The organism is Agromyces sp. CF514 (assembly GCF_900113185.1).
In the GTDB taxonomy this organism is placed as follows: Bacteria; Actinomycetota; Actinomycetes; order Actinomycetales; family Microbacteriaceae; genus Agromyces.
Map to the genome: position 1 here is coordinate 734,877 of NZ_FOZD01000002.1, position 18,217 is coordinate 753,093.

The following is an 18,217-nucleotide window of genomic DNA, read 5'->3' on the forward strand; positions in this document are numbered from 1 at the left end:
CCGTGGCACGAGCGTGCGACACGGACCCGACTGCGGAGGGCGGGTTCAGGCCGTGAGGTCGCGCATGCCCGCCTCGAGCGTCGCCAGCGTGGCGGCTGCCGCGGTGCGCCGCTCGGCGACCGACCCCTCGTGCGAGACCACGTCGAGGTAGATCTTGAGCTTCGGCTCGGTACCGCTCGGGCGCACCATGATGCGCGAACCGTCTTCGAGGATGATGCGCAGCACGTCGCTGGGGGCGAGCGATCCAAATCCGTCGGAGAGGTCCTCGATGCGGTCGACCGCGATGCCGCCGACCGCCGAGGGCGGTTCGGCGCGCAGCCGCGACATGATGGCGCCGATGCGGGTGAGGTCGGTGACGCGCAGGGAGATCTGGCCCGAGTCGTGGCATCCGAACCGTTCGACGAACTCGTCGAGGTGGTTCGCGACCGTGCGGCCCGTGGCGTGCAGGTCGGCCGCGAGCGAGAGGAACGCGACGGCGGCCGAGATGCCGTCCTTGTCGCGCACGGTGCCCGGGTTCACGAGGTAGCCGAGCGCCTCCTCGAAGCCGAACACGAGGTTCGGCGCGCGCGAGATCCACTTGAAGCCGGTGAGCGTGGCCTCGAAGCCGAGGTCGTACGCCTTCGCGATCGCCTCGAGACCGGGGGAGGAGACGATCGAGCACGCGAGCGTGCCGTCGGACGCGCCGTCGCCGCTGTCGTCGGCCGCCCTGCGGGCCGCTCGCCATCCGAGCAGCAACCCGACCTCGTTGCCGGTGAGGCGTCGATACCCCTCTGCGGCGCCGGCATCGGGGATCGCGATCGCGAGCCGGTCGGCGTCGGGGTCGTTGGCGACGATGAGTTCGGCGCCGACCTGGCGGGCGCGCGCGAACGCGAGGTCCATCGCGCCGGGCTCCTCGGGATTCGGGAACGACACCGTCGGGAACGCCGGGTCGGGCTGGATCTGCTGCTCGACGAGCGCCGGGGTGTCGAAGCCCGCCGAGGTCAGCACGCGGGCCGTGGTCTCCCAGCCGACACCGTGCATGGCGGTGTAGACGACCGAGGGCTGTACCGGAGGGGCGTAGCCCGCCTCCTGCGCCGTCGCGTGCACGTAGGCCTCGACGAGCGACTCGTCGGCGGTCTCGAACTCGCCGCGCGGCAGGTCGGGCACGAGGGCGGTGGCCGCGACGCCGGCGATGTGCGCGGCGATCTCGGAGTCGGAGGGCGAGACGATCTGCGAGCCGTGGTCGGGGCCGCCGAGGTAGACCTTGTACCCGTTGTCGTTCGGCGGGTTGTGCGAGGCCGTGACCATGATGCCCGCCGACACGTCGAGCTGGCGTACGGCGAACGCGAGCACGGGCGTCGGCAGCAGGCGCGGCAGCAGGATCGCGCGGACGCCGGCGCCGGCGAGGATCTCGGCCGAGTCCCGTGCGAACACCGCCGAGTTGCGGCGGCCGTCGTAGCCGATGACGACCGACGGCGTCGTGCCGGGCGCGCGCTCGAGCAGGAACGCCGCGAGCCCGGCCGCGGCCTGGGAAACGAGCACCCGGTTCATGCGGTTCGGGCCCGCCGCGATCTCGCCGCGGAGGCCTGCGGTGCCGAACGCGAGCCGCTGGTCGAACCGGTCGGCGAGGTCGGCGGATGCCGCCGCGTCGCCCGCCTGCACGCGCGCGACGATCTCGTCGAGCTCGACGCGCGTCTCGGGGTCGGGGTCCTGCGCCGCCCACGCTCGGGCGAGTTCGATGCGGCGTGCGTCGTCGGAGGGGATCGACGGGCCGCCCGACGATGCGGCGTCGGGCGATGAGGCGTCTGGCTGCGACATCCGGTGCTCCTAGAGTTCTGCGACGATCTTCGCGAGCAGGGAGGAGATGACGGGTTCGGCCGCCTGGCCGGCCTCGATGACCTCCTGATGGCTCAGCGGGGTCTTCTGGATGCCGGCGGCGAGGTTGGTGATGAGCGACATGCCGAGCACCTCCATGCCGGCCTGGCGGGCGGCGATCGCCTCGAGCGCGGTCGACATGCCGACGATGTGGCCGCCGATGACCTTCGCCATCTGCACCTCGGCGGGCGTCTCGTAGTGCGGTCCGCGGAACTGGCAGTAGACGCCCTCGTCGAGCGACGGGTCGATCGTGCGGGCGAGGTCGCGCAGGCGCTTCGAGTACAGGTCGGTGAGGTCGACGAACGTGGCGCCCTCGAGCGGCGAGTCGGCCGTGAGGTTGATGTGGTCGCTGATGAGCACGGGGGTGCCGGGCTTCCAGTGCTCCTTGATGCCGCCGGCGCCGTTCGTGAGGATCATGGTCTTCGCGCCCGTCGCGGCCGCGGTGCGCACCGAGTGCACGACGCGGCGCACGCCGTGATCCTCGTAGTAGTGGGTGCGCGCGCCGATGACGAGGGCGCGCTTGCCGCTCGGCAGCAGCACCGAGCGCAGCGTGCCGACGTGGCCCTCGAGTGCGGGCTTCGAGAAGCCGGGAACGTCGGTCGCGGCGAGCGTGTGGGTGGTCTCGCCGATGAGCTCGGCTGCACGGCCCCAGCCGCTGCCGAGGGTGAGGGCGATGTCGTGGCGCTCGACCCCGGTGAGCTCCGCGATGCGGGCCGCGGCGTCGGCGGCGACGGCGAAGGGATCTGCGGCGGGGTCGTCGAGCACGTTTGCTTCGGTCATCCCTCCACTCTAATGAGGGCGCGGATGCCGCGGCAGGGCGCCGCTCGTGTGTTGGCCGTGGCACGTGGACTGGCAGAATATGAGCATGGTCTCCGAGTTCGAGCGCACCCAACGGATCACCGTCCTCGGCGGCGGCCCCGGCGGTTACGAGGCCGCCCTCGCCGCTGCCCAGCTCGGCGCCGAGGTGACCCTCGTCGAGCGCGCGGGCGTGGGCGGCTCGGCGGTGCTCACCGACGTCGTGCCGTCGAAGTCGCTCATCGCGACGGCCGAGGCCTCGAACGCGGTCAAGGAGGCGGCCGACCTCGGCGTGCAGTTCTACGCCAAGGGCGATGCGGACAAGGCCGTGAAGCCGAAGGTCGCCATCAACCTCGCCGCAGTCAACAAGCGACTGCTCGGCCTCGCCGCGCAGCAGTCCGACGACATGCGTCGCAACCTCCTCGACGCCGGCGTGCACCTCGTGCACGGCGAGGGCCGCCTCGACGGCCCGAACGCGGTCATCGCGTCGACGGCGAAGGGCGGCACCGACTTCGATCGCATCGAGGCCGACACCATCGTGATCTCGGTCGGCGCGTCGCCGCGCGTGCTGCCGACCGCGGTGCCCGACGGCCAGCGCATCCTGACTTGGACCCAGCTCTACAACCTGCAGCAGGTGCCCGAACACCTCATCGTCGTCGGCTCCGGCGTCACGGGCGCCGAGTTCGCGTCGGCGTACCGCGCGCTCGGCGCGAAGGTGACGCTCATCTCGAGTCGCGACCAGGTGCTGCCCGGCGAAGACGCCGACGCGGCATCCGTCATCGAGAAGGTCTTCACGCGCAACGGCATGAAGGTGCTGAACAAGGCGCGAGCCGAGTCGGTCGTGCGCGACGGCGACGAGGTCGTCGCGACGCTCGGCGACGGGCGCGAGGTGCGCGGCTCGCACTGCCTCATGGCGGTCGGCTCCGTGCCGAACACGCGTGAGATCGGCCTCGAGCAGGCGGGCGTGCAGCTCTCGGACTCCGGTCACATCCGGGTCAACCGGGTCGCGCGCACGTCGATCCCGAACATCTACGCGGCGGGCGACTGCACGACGTTCATGCCGCTCGCCTCGGTCGCGTCGATGCAGGGCCGCACGGCAGTCTTCCACGCCATGGGCGACGTCGTGAACCCGCCCGAGAACCGCAACATCACCTCGAACATCTTCACGCAGCCCGAGATCGCCACGGTCGGGTGGACCCAGCGCGAGATCGAGGACGGCGTGGTGTCCGGTGCGATCTACAAACTGCCGCTCGCGTCCAACCCGCGCGCGAAGATGATGGGCATCCGCGACGGCTTCGTGAAGCTGTTCGCCTCGACCGGTTCAGGGTCGATCATCGGCGGCGTCATCGTCGCACCGAAGGCGTCGGAGCTCATCTTCCCGCTCGCGCTCGCGGTCGAGCACCGGCTCACGGTCGACCAGTTCGCCGAGGCGTTCCCCGTATACCCGTCGCTCACGGGGTCGCTGACGGATGCCGCGCGGGCCATGCACGTCGTACGCTAGGCCCACGAGCGCTGCGGGGGCGGCGCGGTTCGGGGGAACGACATGAACCTGCGGGTGAAGTCCGTCGAGGCGTCGCTGGCCGACGCCGACGACACCGAGCGCAGCCTCAAGCGCTCGCTCGGCACGTGGGACCTCGCGCTCATGGGCATCGCGGTCGCCGTCGGCGCGGGCATCTTCTCGGTCGGCGCGCAGGCTGCGGCGAACTTCGCCGGGCCGAGCGTGATCGTCTCGTTCGTCCTCGCGGCCGTCACGTGCGGGCTCGCGATCATGTGCTACGCCGAGTTCGCCTCGACGGTGCCCGTCGCGGGCAGCGCGTACACGTTCACGTACGCGACCATGGGCGAACTGCTCGCGTGGATCATCGGCTGGGACCTCATCCTCGAGATGTTCACGGCGGCCGCGGTCATCGCGAAGTACTGGGGCGTCTACCTCGGCGAGGCACTGCTCGCGTTCGGGTTGCCCTTCCCATCGACCTTCACGATCGGCGGGCTCGAGGTGAGCTGGCCCGCATTCCTCGTCGTGGCGGTGTTCACCGCGCTGCTCGTCGCCGGCACGAAGCTCACGGCCAGGGTCGGCGCGGTCTTCACCATCATCAAGGTCGCGATCGTGCTGTTCGTCATCGTCGTCGGCTTCTTCTTCGTCAACGCCGCGAACTACGTGCCGTTCATCCCGGAGGCGGTGCCGACCGAGGGCGGGTCCGCGGATGTCTGGACGCAGTCGCTCGTCTCGTGGGCGACGGGTGCCGCCCCGGCGCAGTACGGCATCTTCGGACTGCTCGCCGCGGCATCCCTCGTCTTCTTCGCCTTCATCGGCTTCGACGTCGTGGCCACGAGCGCCGAGGAGGTGCGCGAGCCGCAGAAGCGCCTGCCGCGCGGCATCTTCCTCGGGCTCGGCATCGTGACGCTGCTCTACGTGCTCGTCTCGATCGTGATGACCGGCATGGTCTCGTACGCCGATCTCGCCGAGGAGGAGGCGCCGTCGCTCGCGACCGCCTTCCGGCTCGTCGGACAGGACTGGGCCTCGGCCGTCATCTCGGTCGGCGCGCTCGCCGGACTCACGACCGTGATCATGGTGCTGCTGCTCGGACTCTCGCGCATCGTGTTCGCGTTGAGCCGCGACGGGCTGCTGCCGCGCTGGCTGTCGAAGACGACCGAGCACACCAAGACGCCCGCGCGCATCCAGATCATCGGCGGCGCGACGGTGGCCTTCGTCGCGGCGTTCACCGATGTCGGACTGCTCGAGGAGATGATCAACATCGGCACGCTCTCGGCGTTCGTGCTCGTGAGTCTCGGCATCGTGGTGCTGCGTCGCACGCGCCCCGACCTGCCGCGCGGCTTCCGCGTGCCGTGGTCGCCCGTGCTGCCGATCCTCTCGGCCGTGCTCTGCTTCTGGCTCATGCTGAACCTCACGACGCTCACCTGGGTCCGCTTCCTGGTGTGGCTCGCGCTCGGCATCGTCGTGTACCTGCTCTACGGGCGTCGACACTCCCGCATCGCGGGCGAGCGGGTCAGCGAGGTCGAGCTGCCGACCCCGCAGGGCTCGGTCGAGCGCTGACGGGCGCGCACGAATTCAGGACGAGCGGATGCCGCGGGCGGCCGCTCAGGCGTCGGCGATCGAGAGCAGCAGGTGGCCGCTCGAGACGGTGGCGCCGGGCTCGGCGTTCACGAGGCCGACGACGCCGTCCTTGTGCGCGACGATCGGCTGCTCCATCTTCATGGCCTCGAGCACGAGCACGAGGTCGCCCTTGACGACCTTGTCGCCCTCGGCGACGGCGACCTTCACGACGGTGGCCTGCATGGGCGCCTTGACGGCGTCGCCGGTCGCGGTGCCGGCCACGTGCGACGTGGTGCGCCGACGGGGGGCCGCACCGGCGGTGGGCGACGACGAGGTACCGCCGGCGAGCTTCGCAGGCAGGGTCACGCCGATGCGGCGGCCGCCGACCTCGACGACGAGGCTCGTGCGCGCGGTCGCCGCGGTGGGTGCGGCGAGCTCGCCCGACCACGGCTCGAGCCGGTTGTCGTACTCGGTCTCGATCCACCGGGTGTACACGGTGAACGGCTCGTCGCCCGCGGGCGCGAACGCCTCGTTGCGCACGATGTCGCGGTGGAAGGGCAGCACGGTCGGCAGGCCGATGACCTCGAACTCGTCGAGTGCGCGGCGTGCGCGCTCGATGGCGTCCTTGCGGGTCGCGCCGGTCACGATGAGCTTCGCGAGCAGCGAGTCGAACGCGCCCGAGATCTCGTCGCCGCTCGTCACGCCCGAGTCGATGCGGATGCCGGGGCCGCCCGGGAAGCGCAGCTGGTGCACGGGCCCGGGGGCCGGGAGGAAGTTGCGGCCCGGGTCCTCGCCGTTGATGCGGAACTCGATCGAGTGGCCGACCGCGACCGGGTCGGTGTAGTCGAGCACGCCGCCCTCGGCGATGCGGAACTGCTCGCGCACGAGGTCGATGCCCGTGACCTCTTCGGAGACGGGGTGCTCGACCTGCAGGCGCGTGTTGACCTCGAGGAACGAGACCGTGCCGTCCTGGCCGATGAGGAACTCGCACGTGCCGGCGCCGACGTAGCCGACCTCCTTGAGGATGGCCTTCGACGCCGTGTAGAGCGCCTCGGTCTGCGCCTCGGTGAGGAACGGCGCGGGCGCCTCTTCGACCAGCTTCTGGTGGCGACGCTGCAGCGAGCAGTCGCGGGTCGAGATGACGACGACGTTGCCGTGCTCGTCGGCGAGGCACTGGGTCTCGACGTGTCGGGGCTTGTCGAGGTACTTCTCGACGAAGCACTCTCCGCGGCCGAACGCGGCCACGGCCTCACGGGTGGCCGAGTCGAAGAGCTCGGGCACCTCCTCGCGGGTGCGGGCGACCTTGAGGCCACGGCCGCCGCCGCCGAACGCGGCCTTGATGGCGACGGGCAGGCCGTGCACATCGACGAACTCGAGCACCTCGGCCGCATCGGCCACGGGGTTGAGCGTGCCCGGGGCGAGCGGCGCGCCGACCTTCTCGGCGACGTGGCGCGCGGAGACCTTGTCGCCGAGGCGCTCGATGGCCTCGGGCGACGGCCCGATCCAGGTCAGGCCCGCGGCGATGACCGCGCGGGCGAAGTCGGGGTTCTCGGCGAGGAAGCCGTAGCCGGGGTGCACGGCGTCGGCGCCCGAGCGGCGGGCGATCGAGAGGATCTTGTCGACGACGAGGTAGGTCTCGGCGCTCGTGGTGCCCTCGAGCGCGTACGCCTCGTCGGCGAGCTTGGCGTGCCTCGCATCGCGGTCCTGGTCGGCGTAGATCGCGACGGAACCGAGTCCGGCGTCGCGGGCGGCGCGGATGATGCGGACGGCGATCTCGCCGCGGTTGGCGATGAGGACCTTCGTGATACGCGGCATGCCTTTCAGCCTATTCAACTGAGTTTCATTGCCTTTGGGGTGATCCCACAAGAAAGGGGGCCGACCCTTTCGGGTGTCGACAAAGCCCGGGCAGGTCGAGCCCGGGTCAGGGGCGGTTCCAGAACGCGGTCCAGTCCGCTCCGAGCTCGCGCACGAGGTCGCGGAGGGTCGAGAGCGAGAGCCCGACCACGGTCGACGGGTCGCCCTCAACGCGGCGGATGAACGGGCCGCCGAGGCTGTCGACGGTGAACGCCCCGGCCACGAGCAGCGGCTCGCCCGATGCGATGTACGCGTCGATCTCGGATTCGTCGAGGGCCGCGAACCGCACCGTCGCGACATCCGCCCGCCCCACCGCGCCGTTCACCCGGCCGCCGCGGTGGTCGATGAGCCAGTGTCCCGACCAGAGGTCGCCGTGCGAGCCGTTCTGCTCGAGCCAGCGCGCCTTGGCGACCTCCGGCAGGTGCGGCTTGCCGTGGATGCTCCCGCCGACGAGGAACGCCGAGTCGCCGCCCAGGATGAACCCGTCGATCGGCTCGCCGTCGACCTCGGCGCCCACCACGGCCTCGGCCTTGGCCTGCGCGAGCAGCTGCACCATCTCTGGCGCCTCGAGCGCATGCCCGGCCTCGGCCTCGGCCGCGGCGACGGCGGCCTCCTCGTCGACCCCCGGCGAGATCGGGATCGGCTCGACGCCTGCGGCGCGGAGCGTCTGCAGGCGGGCGGGCGACGTCGAGGCGAGGTAGAGGCGCATGGGTCCATCCTGCCGCTCCCAGCCGGGCTGTGGAATGCTCGATGCATGCCCCGCCAGCAACGCCCCGCCCGCGCGAACTCCACGCGCGCGAAGTCCTCCCGCGCGAAGCCCGCCGGCCCGCCGGCCGCAGCTCGCGGACGTCGCCCCTCGACCCCCGTCGCGACCGACGGGCCCGTGCTCGAGCTCGACGTCGAGCGCATCGCGCACGGCGGCGTCGCGGTCGCCCACCACGAGGGCCGCGTCGTCTTCGTCGCCGACGCGATCCCGGGCGAGCGGGTCAGGGCGAGGGTCACGGATGCCGCCCACACGCGCTTCTGGCGAGCGGACACCCTCGAGGTGCTCACCGCCTCCGACGACCGTCGCCCGCACGTGTGGGCCGAGGCGTCGGTCGAGCGTGCGCCCGATCGTCGCGCCGGCGGCGCGGAGTTCGGGCACATCGCGCCCGAGCGCCAGCGCGCCTTGAAGGCCGAGGTGCTCGCGGACGCCCTGCGTCGCATGGGCGGCGTCGACCGCTTGGTCGAGGTGCTGCCCGTCGATCAGGCGCTCGCACCGGGCGTGCGCGCCGACGGCACCGGATGGCGCACCCGGGTGCGCCTGCAGGTCGACGGCGAGGGCCGCGTCGGGCCGTACGCGGCACGGAGCCACACGGTCGTGCCGGTGTCGTCCGTGCCCCTGGCCGTCGACGAGCTCGCCGCGCTCGCGCCGCTGGCCGACCGCTTCCCGGGCGCGCGAACGGTCGACCTCGTCGCGCCGAGCGGCGCCGACCCGCAGGTGATCGTCGTCGACGAGGGCGAGCGGATGCCGCGCGACCGCCGCCCGGTGACCGCCGAGATCGTCGGCGACCGCAGCTTCGCCGTCGACCGCGACGGGTTCTGGCAGGTGCATCGCGGAGCGGCGGCGACGCTGTCGAAGGCCGTCCAGGACCTCGTCGACGCCGACCGCTTCGACCCGCGCGCGGCGAACCTCGACCTGTACGGCGGCGTGGGCCTGCTCGCCGCCGCCGTCGGGGACCGCTTCGGCGAGACCGTTCGCATCACGAGCGTGGAGTCCGACGAACGCGCGACGACACACGCGGGTGCCAACCTCGCCGACTGGGTGGGGGCCAGGGCCGTGACTGCTCGGGTGGATCGCTACCTCGCCCAGCTCGAGGCCGACGCGGGTCCGGGCGAGCGTGCGCGGTTGCGGGACGCGACCGTCGTGCTCGACCCGCCGCGTTCCGGCGCCGGACGCGAGGTCGTCGAGCGGCTCGTCGCGCTCGGGCCGCGGCAGCTCGTCTACGTGGCCTGCGACCCGGTCGCACTCGCCCGCGACATCGGGCTGTTCCGTGAACGCGGATACGAGCTCGAGGCGCTGGAGGCGTTCGACCTGTTCCCGAACACGCACCATGTCGAGGCGGTCGCCCGGCTGGCCGCTATCGTGTGACTGACCGGTCAGAAGGGGGATCCGTTGTCGGGTGCAGCACAGGCAGAGCGAGCGACGGTCGCGATCGTCGACGACCACGAGGCGGTGCGGCTCGGGCTCCGGGCGGCGTGCCGCGATGCGGGATACGACGTCGTCGCCGAGACGGCCGACGTGCCCGACCTGCTCGCAGCGCTCGCCGCTCGTGAGCGCCGGCGGTGCGACGTGGTCGTGCTCGACCTCTCGCTCGGCGACGGATCGAGCGTGACCGAGAACGTCCGAAGCATCCTCGCCACGGGCAGCGCGGTGCTCGTGCACAGCATCGCCGATCGGGTCGCCGCGGTTCGCGAGGCGCTCGCCGCGGGGGCGGCGGGCGTGATTCCGAAGGCGTCGCCGATGGCCTCCGTCATCGCGGCCATCGCGACCGTGGCGCGCGGGGACGCGCTGAACAACGTGGAGTGGGCGAGCGCGATCGAGGCCGACCGGGAGTTCGCCAAGGCGCAGCTCGGCCGCCGCGAGCACGACGTGCTGCACCTGTACGCCTCCGGCCTGCCCCTGAAGCTCGTCGCGGCCCAGCTGGGCATCGCGCACTCGACGGCCCGCGAGTACCTCGACCGCATCCGCGCGAAGTACGTCGAGGTCGGGCGCCCTGCGCCGACGAAGGTCGACCTGCTGCGTCGCGCGGTCGAAGACGGCATCCTCCCGGGGCTCGACGGTGACGGCGGGGACCCCCGGCGCTGAGGCGCGCGCATCACGTGCGGTGGTGCGGCGCCGGACGGCGGTGACGCGGGAGCAGGTCGAGACCGTCGCGAGCCGCGCGCTCGGCATCTTCGGCGTCGTGTTCGGCCTGCAGGCGCTCCCGCTCGCGCTCGACCAGACGGCGGGCCTGCGACCGGGCGCGGGCGCCGCGATCATCGCGTTCCTCTACGGCGCGATCCTCGCGATCGGACTCGCGGCGCTCAGCCGCACGGCCATGCGCAGCGCCGCGTTCACGTTCGCCGTGCTCTATGCCGCGTCGATCGTCGTCTGGCCGTTCGTGGTCGAGGATCCGAGCATCGTCGCGGCGGCGCCGCCGTGGTTGTACTATCTCTGCACCGTCGCGACCACCGCGGCCGCGGTCGCCCTGCCGATGCCGTGGGCCGCGGCGTATACGGCGCTCGTGCCCGCGATGTACGGCGTCGTGCGGCTGCTGCCGACCGGCGGATCGGCGACGCCGCTCGTCGCGCTGCTCGACGCGATGTACGCCCTGATCCTCGGCGCCGTCGTGCTCATCATCGTGACCATGCTCCGCAACGCGGCCAAGACGGTCGACATCGCGCAGGAGGCGGCACTGCAGCGGTACGAGCACGCCGTGCGCCTGCACGCCTCCGAACTCGAGCGTGCGAAGGTCGACGCGCTCGTGCACGACAGCGTGCTCACGACGCTGCTCTCGGCTGCGGCCGCGGATTCGCCGGACGAGCAGGCGCTCGCGGCCCGGATGGCGCGGGACGCGATGCACCGGCTCGACGAGGCGGGCGCCGCGCAACCGCTCGCCGACGACCGCATGCGGCTGCCCGTGCTCGTTCGCCGGCTGCGGGCCGCGCTCGCCTCGTTCGCCGCGCCGTTCACCGTGCGCGTGGTGAACACGGGCGGCGTCGACCTGCCCGCCGACGCCGGGGAGGCGCTGTACGCGGCAGCCGTCCAGGCGATGGTGAACAGCATGCAGCACGCCGACGAGCCGGGGCGCGCCGTGCGGCGCGAGCTGCGCGTTCGCGGCATCCGAACCGGCGGCTGCATCATCGAGATCGGCGACAACGGCGCCGGGTTCGACGTCGAGGCGATGCCGGCCGAGCGTCTCGGCGTGCGGGTCTCGGTCCTCGAACGCATGGCGAACGTCGGCGGTTCTGCGACGATCGAGTCGACGCCCGGGCTCGGCACCACGGTCTCGCTCTCGTGGCCAGCCGGAGCGGAGGGCGGACGATGATCGGGATCCCCCGTTCCCTGCTCCTGCTGCTCGCGGCACTGTTCTCGGCCTACCACGTGGCGCTCGCGATCTCGTCGATCGAGGTGCCCGCCTCCCCGTGGCCGACGGTCGTCGCGCTCGTGCTCTACGCGGCCGCCACGATCGCGAGCCTGTCGGTCGGATCGCGCGTGCGCATGCCGGACTGGCTCGCCGCGTTCGACCTCGCCGTGAGCATCGTGCTGCCCCTGCTCGTGACGAGCCAGCTCGACCCCGACGCGGCGAACGGGTACGCGACGTGGTACGTCGCCGCGGTCGGAACGCTGATGACCATCGCCGCGGCCCGCCGCCAGCTCACGGCGGCCTGGCTGGGCGTGATCGCGCTCGCGGTGCAGACGGTCGTCTGGGACGGACCGCTCGCGCTCGGCACGCTGGGCGTCATCGGCAGCATCGCGTGGGTCGCGATCGCCCACATGCTCTCGGCTGCGCTCGGAACCGCCGCGCGCGAGGCCAGGCGCTACGCGCACGCCGAGCGCGAGGCCGCGGAGTGGCAGGCCGCGCAGGACGCCCACCTGTTCGTCGGCCAGACCCGGCTCGTGCAGACCAACCGCATCGCCGCGCCCATGCTGCGACGCATCGCCGATCGCGGCGGCGTGCTCACGGCGCAGCAGCGTCGGGAGTGCCGCATGCTCGAGGCGGCGATCCGCGACGAGATCCGAGGGCGGATGCTGCTCTCCGACGACGTGCGGATGCGGGTGCAGGCCGCGCGCGAGCGCGGCGCCGTCGTGACCCTGCTCGACGAGGGCGGCATCGACGACCTCGACGCCGTCGAGCGCGAGCGCGTGCTCGCACTCGTCGCGGAGGCGATCGGGGCGTCGCAGGCCGACCGCATCGTGGTCCGCACGGCTGCCGAGACCTCGTCGACCGCCGTGACCGTGGTCGGCCTCGTGCAGCCCGACCCGGCGGCGCACGTCGACGACCCCGACGACCTCGACGTCGAGCTGTGGCTCGAGATCCCGCGACAGGCGCCCATCGGCAGCGCCTGACGTCCGCGCGACGGTCGGCCTCCGCGGACGCAAGGCGAGCGAGGCGAGCGAGGCACCGATCGCGGGCGCCGGATGCGCCCCGGAAAGAAGGTTGGGGGGCCGACCGATGGTCGAACCCCCCAACAAGCCCGAGCCACGGCGACAACCCGAATATCGCCCTGACTCGCCCCCAACCACTCGCCGGTTACCCGACCGACGAGGGTGGCGGCTCCCTGAGGGAGCCTGCAGAAACCATGTTCACAAACGTGCCGTGACCTCGACAGTCGGCTTTTCGGGGGACACGCGTGGGGGACATGCGCGTTCGAGGTCGCCCGAGGCCTCGCGGCTCAGCCTGCGCTGCGGTTCCAGCGCGTGCTTCGGAGGTCTGCTCCGCGCATCGAGCCCGCACTGCGCGTCCATGCGCTGCGCCCGGGTTCGATGGCCTGCGCGGCGTCGGCCTCGGCGTCGATCGCGGCCAGCAGCACCGCCGTCACGGCCGCAGCCTCTTCGTCGGTGACCCCGCGCGTGGTGAACCGGATGGCCGCAGCGCGCGCCGCGGCATCCGATTCGGTGGTGTTCTCGTCAAGCGTGCTCATGTCGCCCCTTACAGCGGGATGTTGCCGTGCTTCTTGGGCGGCAGGCTCGCACGCTTGGTGCGGAGCGAGCGCAGGGCCTTCAGCACCGCGACGCGAGTGGCCGCGGGCTCGATCACGCCGTCGAGCTCGCCGCGCTCGGCGGCGAGGAACGGCGAGGCCACGTTGTAGGTGTACTCGTTCGCGAGCTTCGTGCGCACGGCGGCGACGTCTTCGCCGGCCTCTTCGGCGCGCTTGATCTCGCCGCGGTAGAGGATGTTGACCGCGCCCTGGCCGCCCATGACGGCGATCTCGGCGGTCGGCCAGGCGAGGTTGATGTCGGCGCCGAGCTGCTTGGAGCCCATGACGATGTACGCGCCGCCGTACGCCTTGCGCGTGATGACGGTCACGAGCGGGACGGTCGCCTCGGCGTACGCGTAGAGGAGCTTCGCGCCGCGGCGGATGACGCCGGTCCACTCCTGGTCGGTGCCGGGCAGGTAGCCGGGCACGTCGACGAGCGTGAGGATCGGGATCGAGAACGCGTCGCAGAAGCGCACGAAGCGCGAGGCCTTCTCGCCGGCGGCGATGTTGAGGGTGCCGGCCATCTGGCTGGGCTGGTTCGCGATGATGCCGACCGAGCGGCCCTCGATTCGTGCGAACCCGATGAGGATGTTCGGCGCGAACAGCGGCTGCACCTCGAGGAAGTCGCCGTGGTCGACGATGCCCTCGATGACCGCGTGCATGTCGTAGGGCTGGTTCGGGGAGTCGGGGATCACCGTGTTGAGACGGAGGTCCTCGTCGGTGGTCTCGAGCGCGGACTCGGTGTCGTACACCGGCGCGTCGGTCATGTTGTTGTCGGGCAGGAACGAGATGAGCGTGCGCGCGTAGTCGAGCGCGTCGGACTCGTCGCTCGCGAGGTAGTGCGCGACGCCCGAGACCGAGTTGTGCGTGAGCGCGCCGCCGAGCTCCTCCATGCCGACGTCTTCGCCGGTGACGGTCTTAATGACGTCGGGGCCGGTGACGAACATCTGGCTGGTCTTGTCGACCATGATGACGAAGTCGGTGAGCGCGGGGGAGTAGACCGCGCCGCCGGCCGCAGGGCCGCAGACGATCGAGATCTGGGGGATGACGCCCGATGCGGCCGTGTTGCGGCGGAAGATCTCGCCGTACTTGCCGAGCGCGACGACGCCCTCCTGGATGCGGGCTCCGCCGGAGTCGAGGATGCCGATGATCGGCACGCCCGTCTTCAGGGCGAGCTCCATGACCTTGATGATCTTCTCGCCGGCGACCTCGCCGAGCGAGCCGCCGAAGATCGTGAAGTCCTGCGAGTACACGGCCACCTGGCGGCCGTGGATCGTGCCGGTGCCCGTGACGACGGCGTCGCCGTAGGGGCGCTTGGCCTCCATGCCGAAGGCGTGCGTGCGGTGGCGCACGAACTCGTCGAGCTCGACGAACGAGCCGGGGTCGAGCAGCTCGGCGATGCGCTCGCGCGCCGTCATCTTGCCCTTGGCGTGCTGCTTCTCGATGGCGGCCTCGCCGCTCGCGGTCACCGCCTCGTGGTAGCGCGCACGCAGGTCGGCGAGCTTGCCCGCAGTCGTGAAGAGGTCGGGGCCGTCAGTCGCATCGGTCACGCGATTCACTCTACCGTCGCCCATCCGGCGGCCTTCGTTGAGGGATTCCTACAAATCGGCGCCCCGCAAGTGTGCGTTCCGCGCGGCCGCCTGCGGGAGACTGTCGGCATGGACCTTCCGAAGTCGCGCGCCGTCGCCCCCCGTCTCGAGTTCCTGGTCACCGCCACGTCGACGAACGACGCGCTCCGCGAGGCCGCGGGCGGGGCGGATGCCGCGGGCTGGCCCCACGGCTCGGTGCTCGTCACCGACGACCAGACGCAGGGGCGCGGGCGCCTCGGCCGTACCTGGCTGGCGCCCACGGGCAAGACCCTCGCGATCTCCCTGCTGCTGCGCCCCCAGGACGTCGAGGGCGGGCCGCTCCCGGCCGACGCCTACGGCTGGATCCCGCTCATCGCGGGTGCGGCGATGACCGAGGCGGTGACGCGCGCCGTCGCGGCGGCCGCCGAGGCATCCGCCCCGCTCGCCGACCCCGACGACCGGTCCGGCGGGGTGGAGGTGGCGCTGAAGTGGCCGAACGACGTGCTCGTATCGGGCTACAAGGTGTGCGGCATCCTCTCGGAGCTGCTGCCAGAGTCGGGCGCCGTGGTCGTCGGCGCCGGCCTCAACCTCACGCTCGACGAGCACGACCTGCCCACGCTCACCTCGACCTCGCTGCTGCTCGCGACGGGGGTCGCGCCCGACGCCGACGCGGTGCTCGCGGACTACCTCTCGGGGTTCATGCGCTTGTTCGACGCGTTCGTCGCGGCAGGCGGCGACGCGGAGACGAGCGGCGTCGCACCGGTCGTGTCGGCGCTCTGCGGCACGCTCGGCTCCGAGGTGCGCGTCGAGCTGCCCGGAGACGAGGAACTGCTCGGAACGGCCGAGCGCCTCGACTCCGACGGGCGCCTCGTCGTGCGCGACCGTGAGAACGGCGAGGAGCAGGCTGTCGCCGCCGGGGATGTGACCCACCTGAGGTATTAATGGGCGTATGGCGAGGGGGAGCGATTCGCGCGCGGTGAAACGGGCCGCGAGCCGCGCCGCGCGCGGTGACGCCGCGGCCGCATCCGGTGCGACGCCGCCCGCCCCTGCACGGCCGCGCGCCACCGCCGGGACCGCGGCAGGCAGCGGCACCGGTACGCCGGGCCTCCCGTCCGCGACGGCGGCCGGGTACCCGCCGGGCGGCACCGCGCCCGTGATGCGTCCCGAGCGGGTCGTCGCGCGCGTGCGCTCGCACGCGAGGCGCCTGATCCCGTCGGCGCTGCTGCTCATCGCGGTCGTCGGAGCGACGACGTACGCGGTCGGCGTGTTCGACGATCCGTGGGTGCGGCTCGGCATCCTGGTCGCAGCCGTGCTCGTGCTGCTGGTCGGGTGCGTGCTGCCGCTCATCGCCTGGCTCGCCCGGCGCACGACCATCACCACCAGGCGGGTCGTGCTGCGCCACGGCGTGTTCTCGCGCGTGCGCCAGGAACTGCTGAACAGCCGCGCCACGGACGTCGACGTGCGCGCCGGTTGGATCGCGTCGATGTTCGGGTCGGGCGACGTGCGCATCAACACCGCCCACGACCGCACGTTCGTGCTGCAGGACGTCCCGCGCCCCGAGCTCGTGCAGGCCGCGCTGCAGGAGCTCATGGATCCCTCGAGCCCCGCCGCGATCGAGCATCGGCGCGCCGTCCGCGCCGGTCTCGACGGCGACACCGTCGCCTGGCATCGGCGCTGAGTTCCGCACGGCGACGGGCTTCTCGGGCCTCGCCAGCGCACCCCGCGGGGTCGAGGCCGAAGCGGCTCGCACGCGGCATCCGGTTTCAAGGCTTACCCTAGAAGGTCGGACTCGTGCGCCCCCGAGCGCGAGCCGCACTATGGAGGTCTCCCGTGGACGAATGCAGGCACGGTTTCGAAGCAGGCATGTGCGCGACGTGCTTCCCGCCGCCCGAGCCGGTCGCCAAGCCCGCGGCCGCCGCGGTGCGCACGACCCGCACGACCACGTCGCTGCGCGGCGTGACCACGCGCACGTCGACCCGCCCGCCGGCGCGGGTGCCCGGCACGCGCGCCGCCGCGACGTTCACGCCGATCGACCCGAAGACCGTGCGCATCTACCACGTGACCCACGTCGAGAACCTCGCGTCTATCTTCGGCGCGGGCGCGATCCTCGCCGACGCGTCCGGCGCGCAGCCCGAGGTCGACCTCTCGGCCCCGGCCGCGCGCGAGTTCCGCCGCTCGGCGCCCGTCGCGGGCACCGAGCACGTCGTCGCCGACTACGTGCCGTTCCTGCTCTCGACCGACGCCCACGTGTGGGAGTCCGTGCGCACGGGCTCGCCCGACCCGCGGCTCGCCGACAGTGCGGTCGCCCGCCCCGCTGCCGACCACGTGCTGTTCGTGACCTCGATCGAGAAGGCGGTCGGCGCCCGCACCGACCAGGTCGGCGCGGTCGCGGTCACCGGCTCGGATGTCGCGGCCACCGGCTCGGTCGTCGACTCGGCGTGGCCCGACGTGCTGCGCGCGCTGCAGCGCATCCACCGCGACGACGACGGCGCCCAGCTGACCTCGGCCGAGTTCCTCGTTCACGACGCGCTCCCGCTCGAGCGGGTGCTGCTCATCGCGGTCGGCAACGACCGGGTGCGCGACCGCGTCCGCGCGGTGCTCGACACCTTCGACCTGCGCACGCGCGTCGCGGTGCACCCGCCGTACTTCCAGCCGAACGGCGGCGCCGTCAGCGAGAGCTGAGCGCCGCCGGGCCCTGGCCGTCGGCGGCATCGGGGCCCGCGGGCGTCGAAGGGCCGCCCGCGGCATCCGCGTGCTCGTGCTCCGGTTCTTCGAAGATCGTGCGCTGCGCCTCCTCGACCCGGTCGAGGTTCGAGAGCCCGTCGCTGCGGTGATGGCCGTAGACCCAGTAGCGGTACAGCACGAAGCGGAACGCCGTGCCGAGCCCGAGGCCGACGACGTTCGTCGCGATGTTGTCGGCCACGAGGCTCGTGTACCCGAGCCAGTGGTGGCTGACCCACAGGCAGCCGAGCGCGATCGCCATGCCGCCGAGCGAGACGACGACGTACTCGACGAACTCGCGCAGGTAGTTCTTGCGACGATGGCTCCGGAACGTCCAGTAGCGGTTGCCGAGCCAGTTGAAGATGATCGCGACGCTCGTCGAGATGGTCTTCGCGCCGATCGCGGACTGCGCCCAGTGGTCCTCGCCGAAGACGCCGATGCGCAGCAGGTTGAACAGCGCGACGTCGATGACGAGGCCGATGAGCCCGACCACGCCGAACTTCACCAGGTAGGCGAGCAGGCCCTCCCATGCTCGGGAGAGTGCGCTGCGGGCGGTGCTGGACACCGCCACATCCTATGCCGTGAGGATGCCGCCTAGACTGAACTGGTGCCGCGCAGACGGCTCCGGCGGGCGCCAGCGACATGC

At 72.2% G+C, this 18,217-nt stretch carries 16 protein-coding genes; 9 read left to right on the forward strand and 7 right to left on the reverse strand.

Going from position 1 to position 18,217, the window contains the following annotated elements:
- Nucleotides 1-45: 45 nt before the first annotated feature.
- Nucleotides 46-1,797, reverse strand: a complete 1,752-nt coding sequence (locus BM342_RS16175; protein ID WP_092967973.1) for a phospho-sugar mutase — start codon at nt 1,795-1,797, stop codon at nt 46-48.
- Between the two features lie 9 nt (nt 1,798-1,806).
- Nucleotides 1,807-2,634 carry a purine-nucleoside phosphorylase gene (locus BM342_RS16180; protein WP_092967975.1) on the reverse strand — a complete coding sequence of 276 codons (828 nt, stop codon included), beginning with the start codon at nt 2,632-2,634 and terminating at the stop codon, nt 1,807-1,809.
- An 85-nt stretch (nt 2,635-2,719) separates the two neighbouring features.
- On the opposite strand from BM342_RS16180, the gene BM342_RS16185 reads away from it, so the two are divergent.
- Nucleotides 2,720-4,150 (forward strand): NAD(P)H-quinone dehydrogenase, encoded by a 1,431-nt coding sequence (locus BM342_RS16185; protein WP_092968747.1) that lies wholly within the window; start codon nt 2,720-2,722, stop codon nt 4,148-4,150.
- A 42-nt stretch (nt 4,151-4,192) separates the two neighbouring features.
- Nucleotides 4,193-5,704, forward strand: a complete 1,512-nt coding sequence (locus BM342_RS16190) for an APC family permease (protein ID WP_092967977.1) — start codon at nt 4,193-4,195, stop codon at nt 5,702-5,704.
- Nucleotides 5,705-5,749: 45 nt separating this feature from the next.
- Here BM342_RS16190 and BM342_RS16195 read toward each other — a convergent pair whose 3' ends face one another.
- Nucleotides 5,750-7,519, reverse strand: a complete 1,770-nt coding sequence (locus tag BM342_RS16195) for an acetyl/propionyl/methylcrotonyl-CoA carboxylase subunit alpha (RefSeq protein ID WP_092967979.1) — start codon at nt 7,517-7,519, stop codon at nt 5,750-5,752.
- Between the two features lie 106 nt (nt 7,520-7,625).
- Nucleotides 7,626-8,267, reverse strand: a complete 642-nt coding sequence (locus tag BM342_RS16200) for a Maf family protein (protein ID WP_092967981.1) — start codon at nt 8,265-8,267, stop codon at nt 7,626-7,628.
- Between the two features lie 45 nt (nt 8,268-8,312).
- On the opposite strand from BM342_RS16200, the gene BM342_RS16205 reads away from it, so the two are divergent.
- Genes BM342_RS16205 through BM342_RS16220 form a run of 4 tightly spaced genes read left to right on the forward strand, consistent with a single transcriptional unit; the run spans nt 8,313 to nt 12,650 of the window.
- Nucleotides 8,313-9,689 (forward strand): class I SAM-dependent RNA methyltransferase, encoded by a 1,377-nt coding sequence (locus tag BM342_RS16205; RefSeq protein WP_143109910.1) that lies wholly within the window; start codon nt 8,313-8,315, stop codon nt 9,687-9,689.
- 24 nt (nt 9,690-9,713) lie between these two features.
- On the forward strand, nt 9,714-10,406 hold the full coding sequence (locus BM342_RS16210) for a response regulator transcription factor (RefSeq protein ID WP_255368871.1): 693 nt from the start codon (nt 9,714-9,716) through the stop codon (nt 10,404-10,406).
- Nucleotides 10,407-10,446: 40 nt separating this feature from the next.
- A complete protein-coding gene (locus BM342_RS16215; RefSeq protein ID WP_143109911.1) occupies nt 10,447-11,628 on the forward strand; it encodes a sensor histidine kinase in 1,182 nt (393 codons plus the stop codon).
- On the forward strand, nt 11,625-12,650 hold the full coding sequence (locus tag BM342_RS16220; RefSeq protein WP_092967987.1) for a hypothetical protein: 1,026 nt from the start codon (nt 11,625-11,627) through the stop codon (nt 12,648-12,650). The genes BM342_RS16215 and BM342_RS16220 overlap by 4 nt, the downstream gene beginning before the upstream one ends.
- 326 nt (nt 12,651-12,976) lie before the next feature.
- Here BM342_RS16220 and BM342_RS16225 read toward each other — a convergent pair whose 3' ends face one another.
- Complete coding sequence (locus tag BM342_RS16225) at nt 12,977-13,225, reverse strand: acyl-CoA carboxylase epsilon subunit (protein WP_092967989.1); 249 nt, start codon at nt 13,223-13,225, stop codon at nt 12,977-12,979.
- An 8-nt stretch (nt 13,226-13,233) separates the two neighbouring features.
- Nucleotides 13,234-14,856, reverse strand: coding sequence for an acyl-CoA carboxylase subunit beta (locus BM342_RS16230; protein WP_092967991.1), 1,623 nt, complete (start codon nt 14,854-14,856; stop codon nt 13,234-13,236).
- 84 nt (nt 14,857-14,940) lie between these two features.
- Between BM342_RS16230 and BM342_RS16235 the strand changes: the two genes are divergently transcribed.
- From BM342_RS16235 to BM342_RS16245, 3 genes are all read left to right on the forward strand, one after another.
- Entirely contained in the window at nt 14,941-15,792 is an 852-nt protein-coding gene (locus BM342_RS16235) for a biotin--[acetyl-CoA-carboxylase] ligase (RefSeq protein ID WP_092967993.1), read from the forward strand.
- A gap of 34 nt (nt 15,793-15,826) precedes the next feature.
- Complete coding sequence (locus BM342_RS16240; protein WP_143109912.1) at nt 15,827-16,528, forward strand: PH domain-containing protein; 702 nt, start codon at nt 15,827-15,829, stop codon at nt 16,526-16,528.
- A gap of 185 nt (nt 16,529-16,713) precedes the next feature.
- Nucleotides 16,714-17,532, forward strand: coding sequence for a DarT ssDNA thymidine ADP-ribosyltransferase family protein (locus BM342_RS16245; RefSeq protein WP_092967997.1), 819 nt, complete (start codon nt 16,714-16,716; stop codon nt 17,530-17,532).
- On the opposite strand, the gene BM342_RS16250 is transcribed toward BM342_RS16245, so the two are convergent.
- Nucleotides 17,519-18,136 (reverse strand): GtrA family protein, encoded by a 618-nt coding sequence (locus tag BM342_RS16250; protein WP_255368873.1) that lies wholly within the window; start codon nt 18,134-18,136, stop codon nt 17,519-17,521. The two genes, BM342_RS16245 and BM342_RS16250, sit on opposite strands and share 14 nt — an antisense overlap.
- Nucleotides 18,137-18,217: the final 81 nt, after the last annotated feature.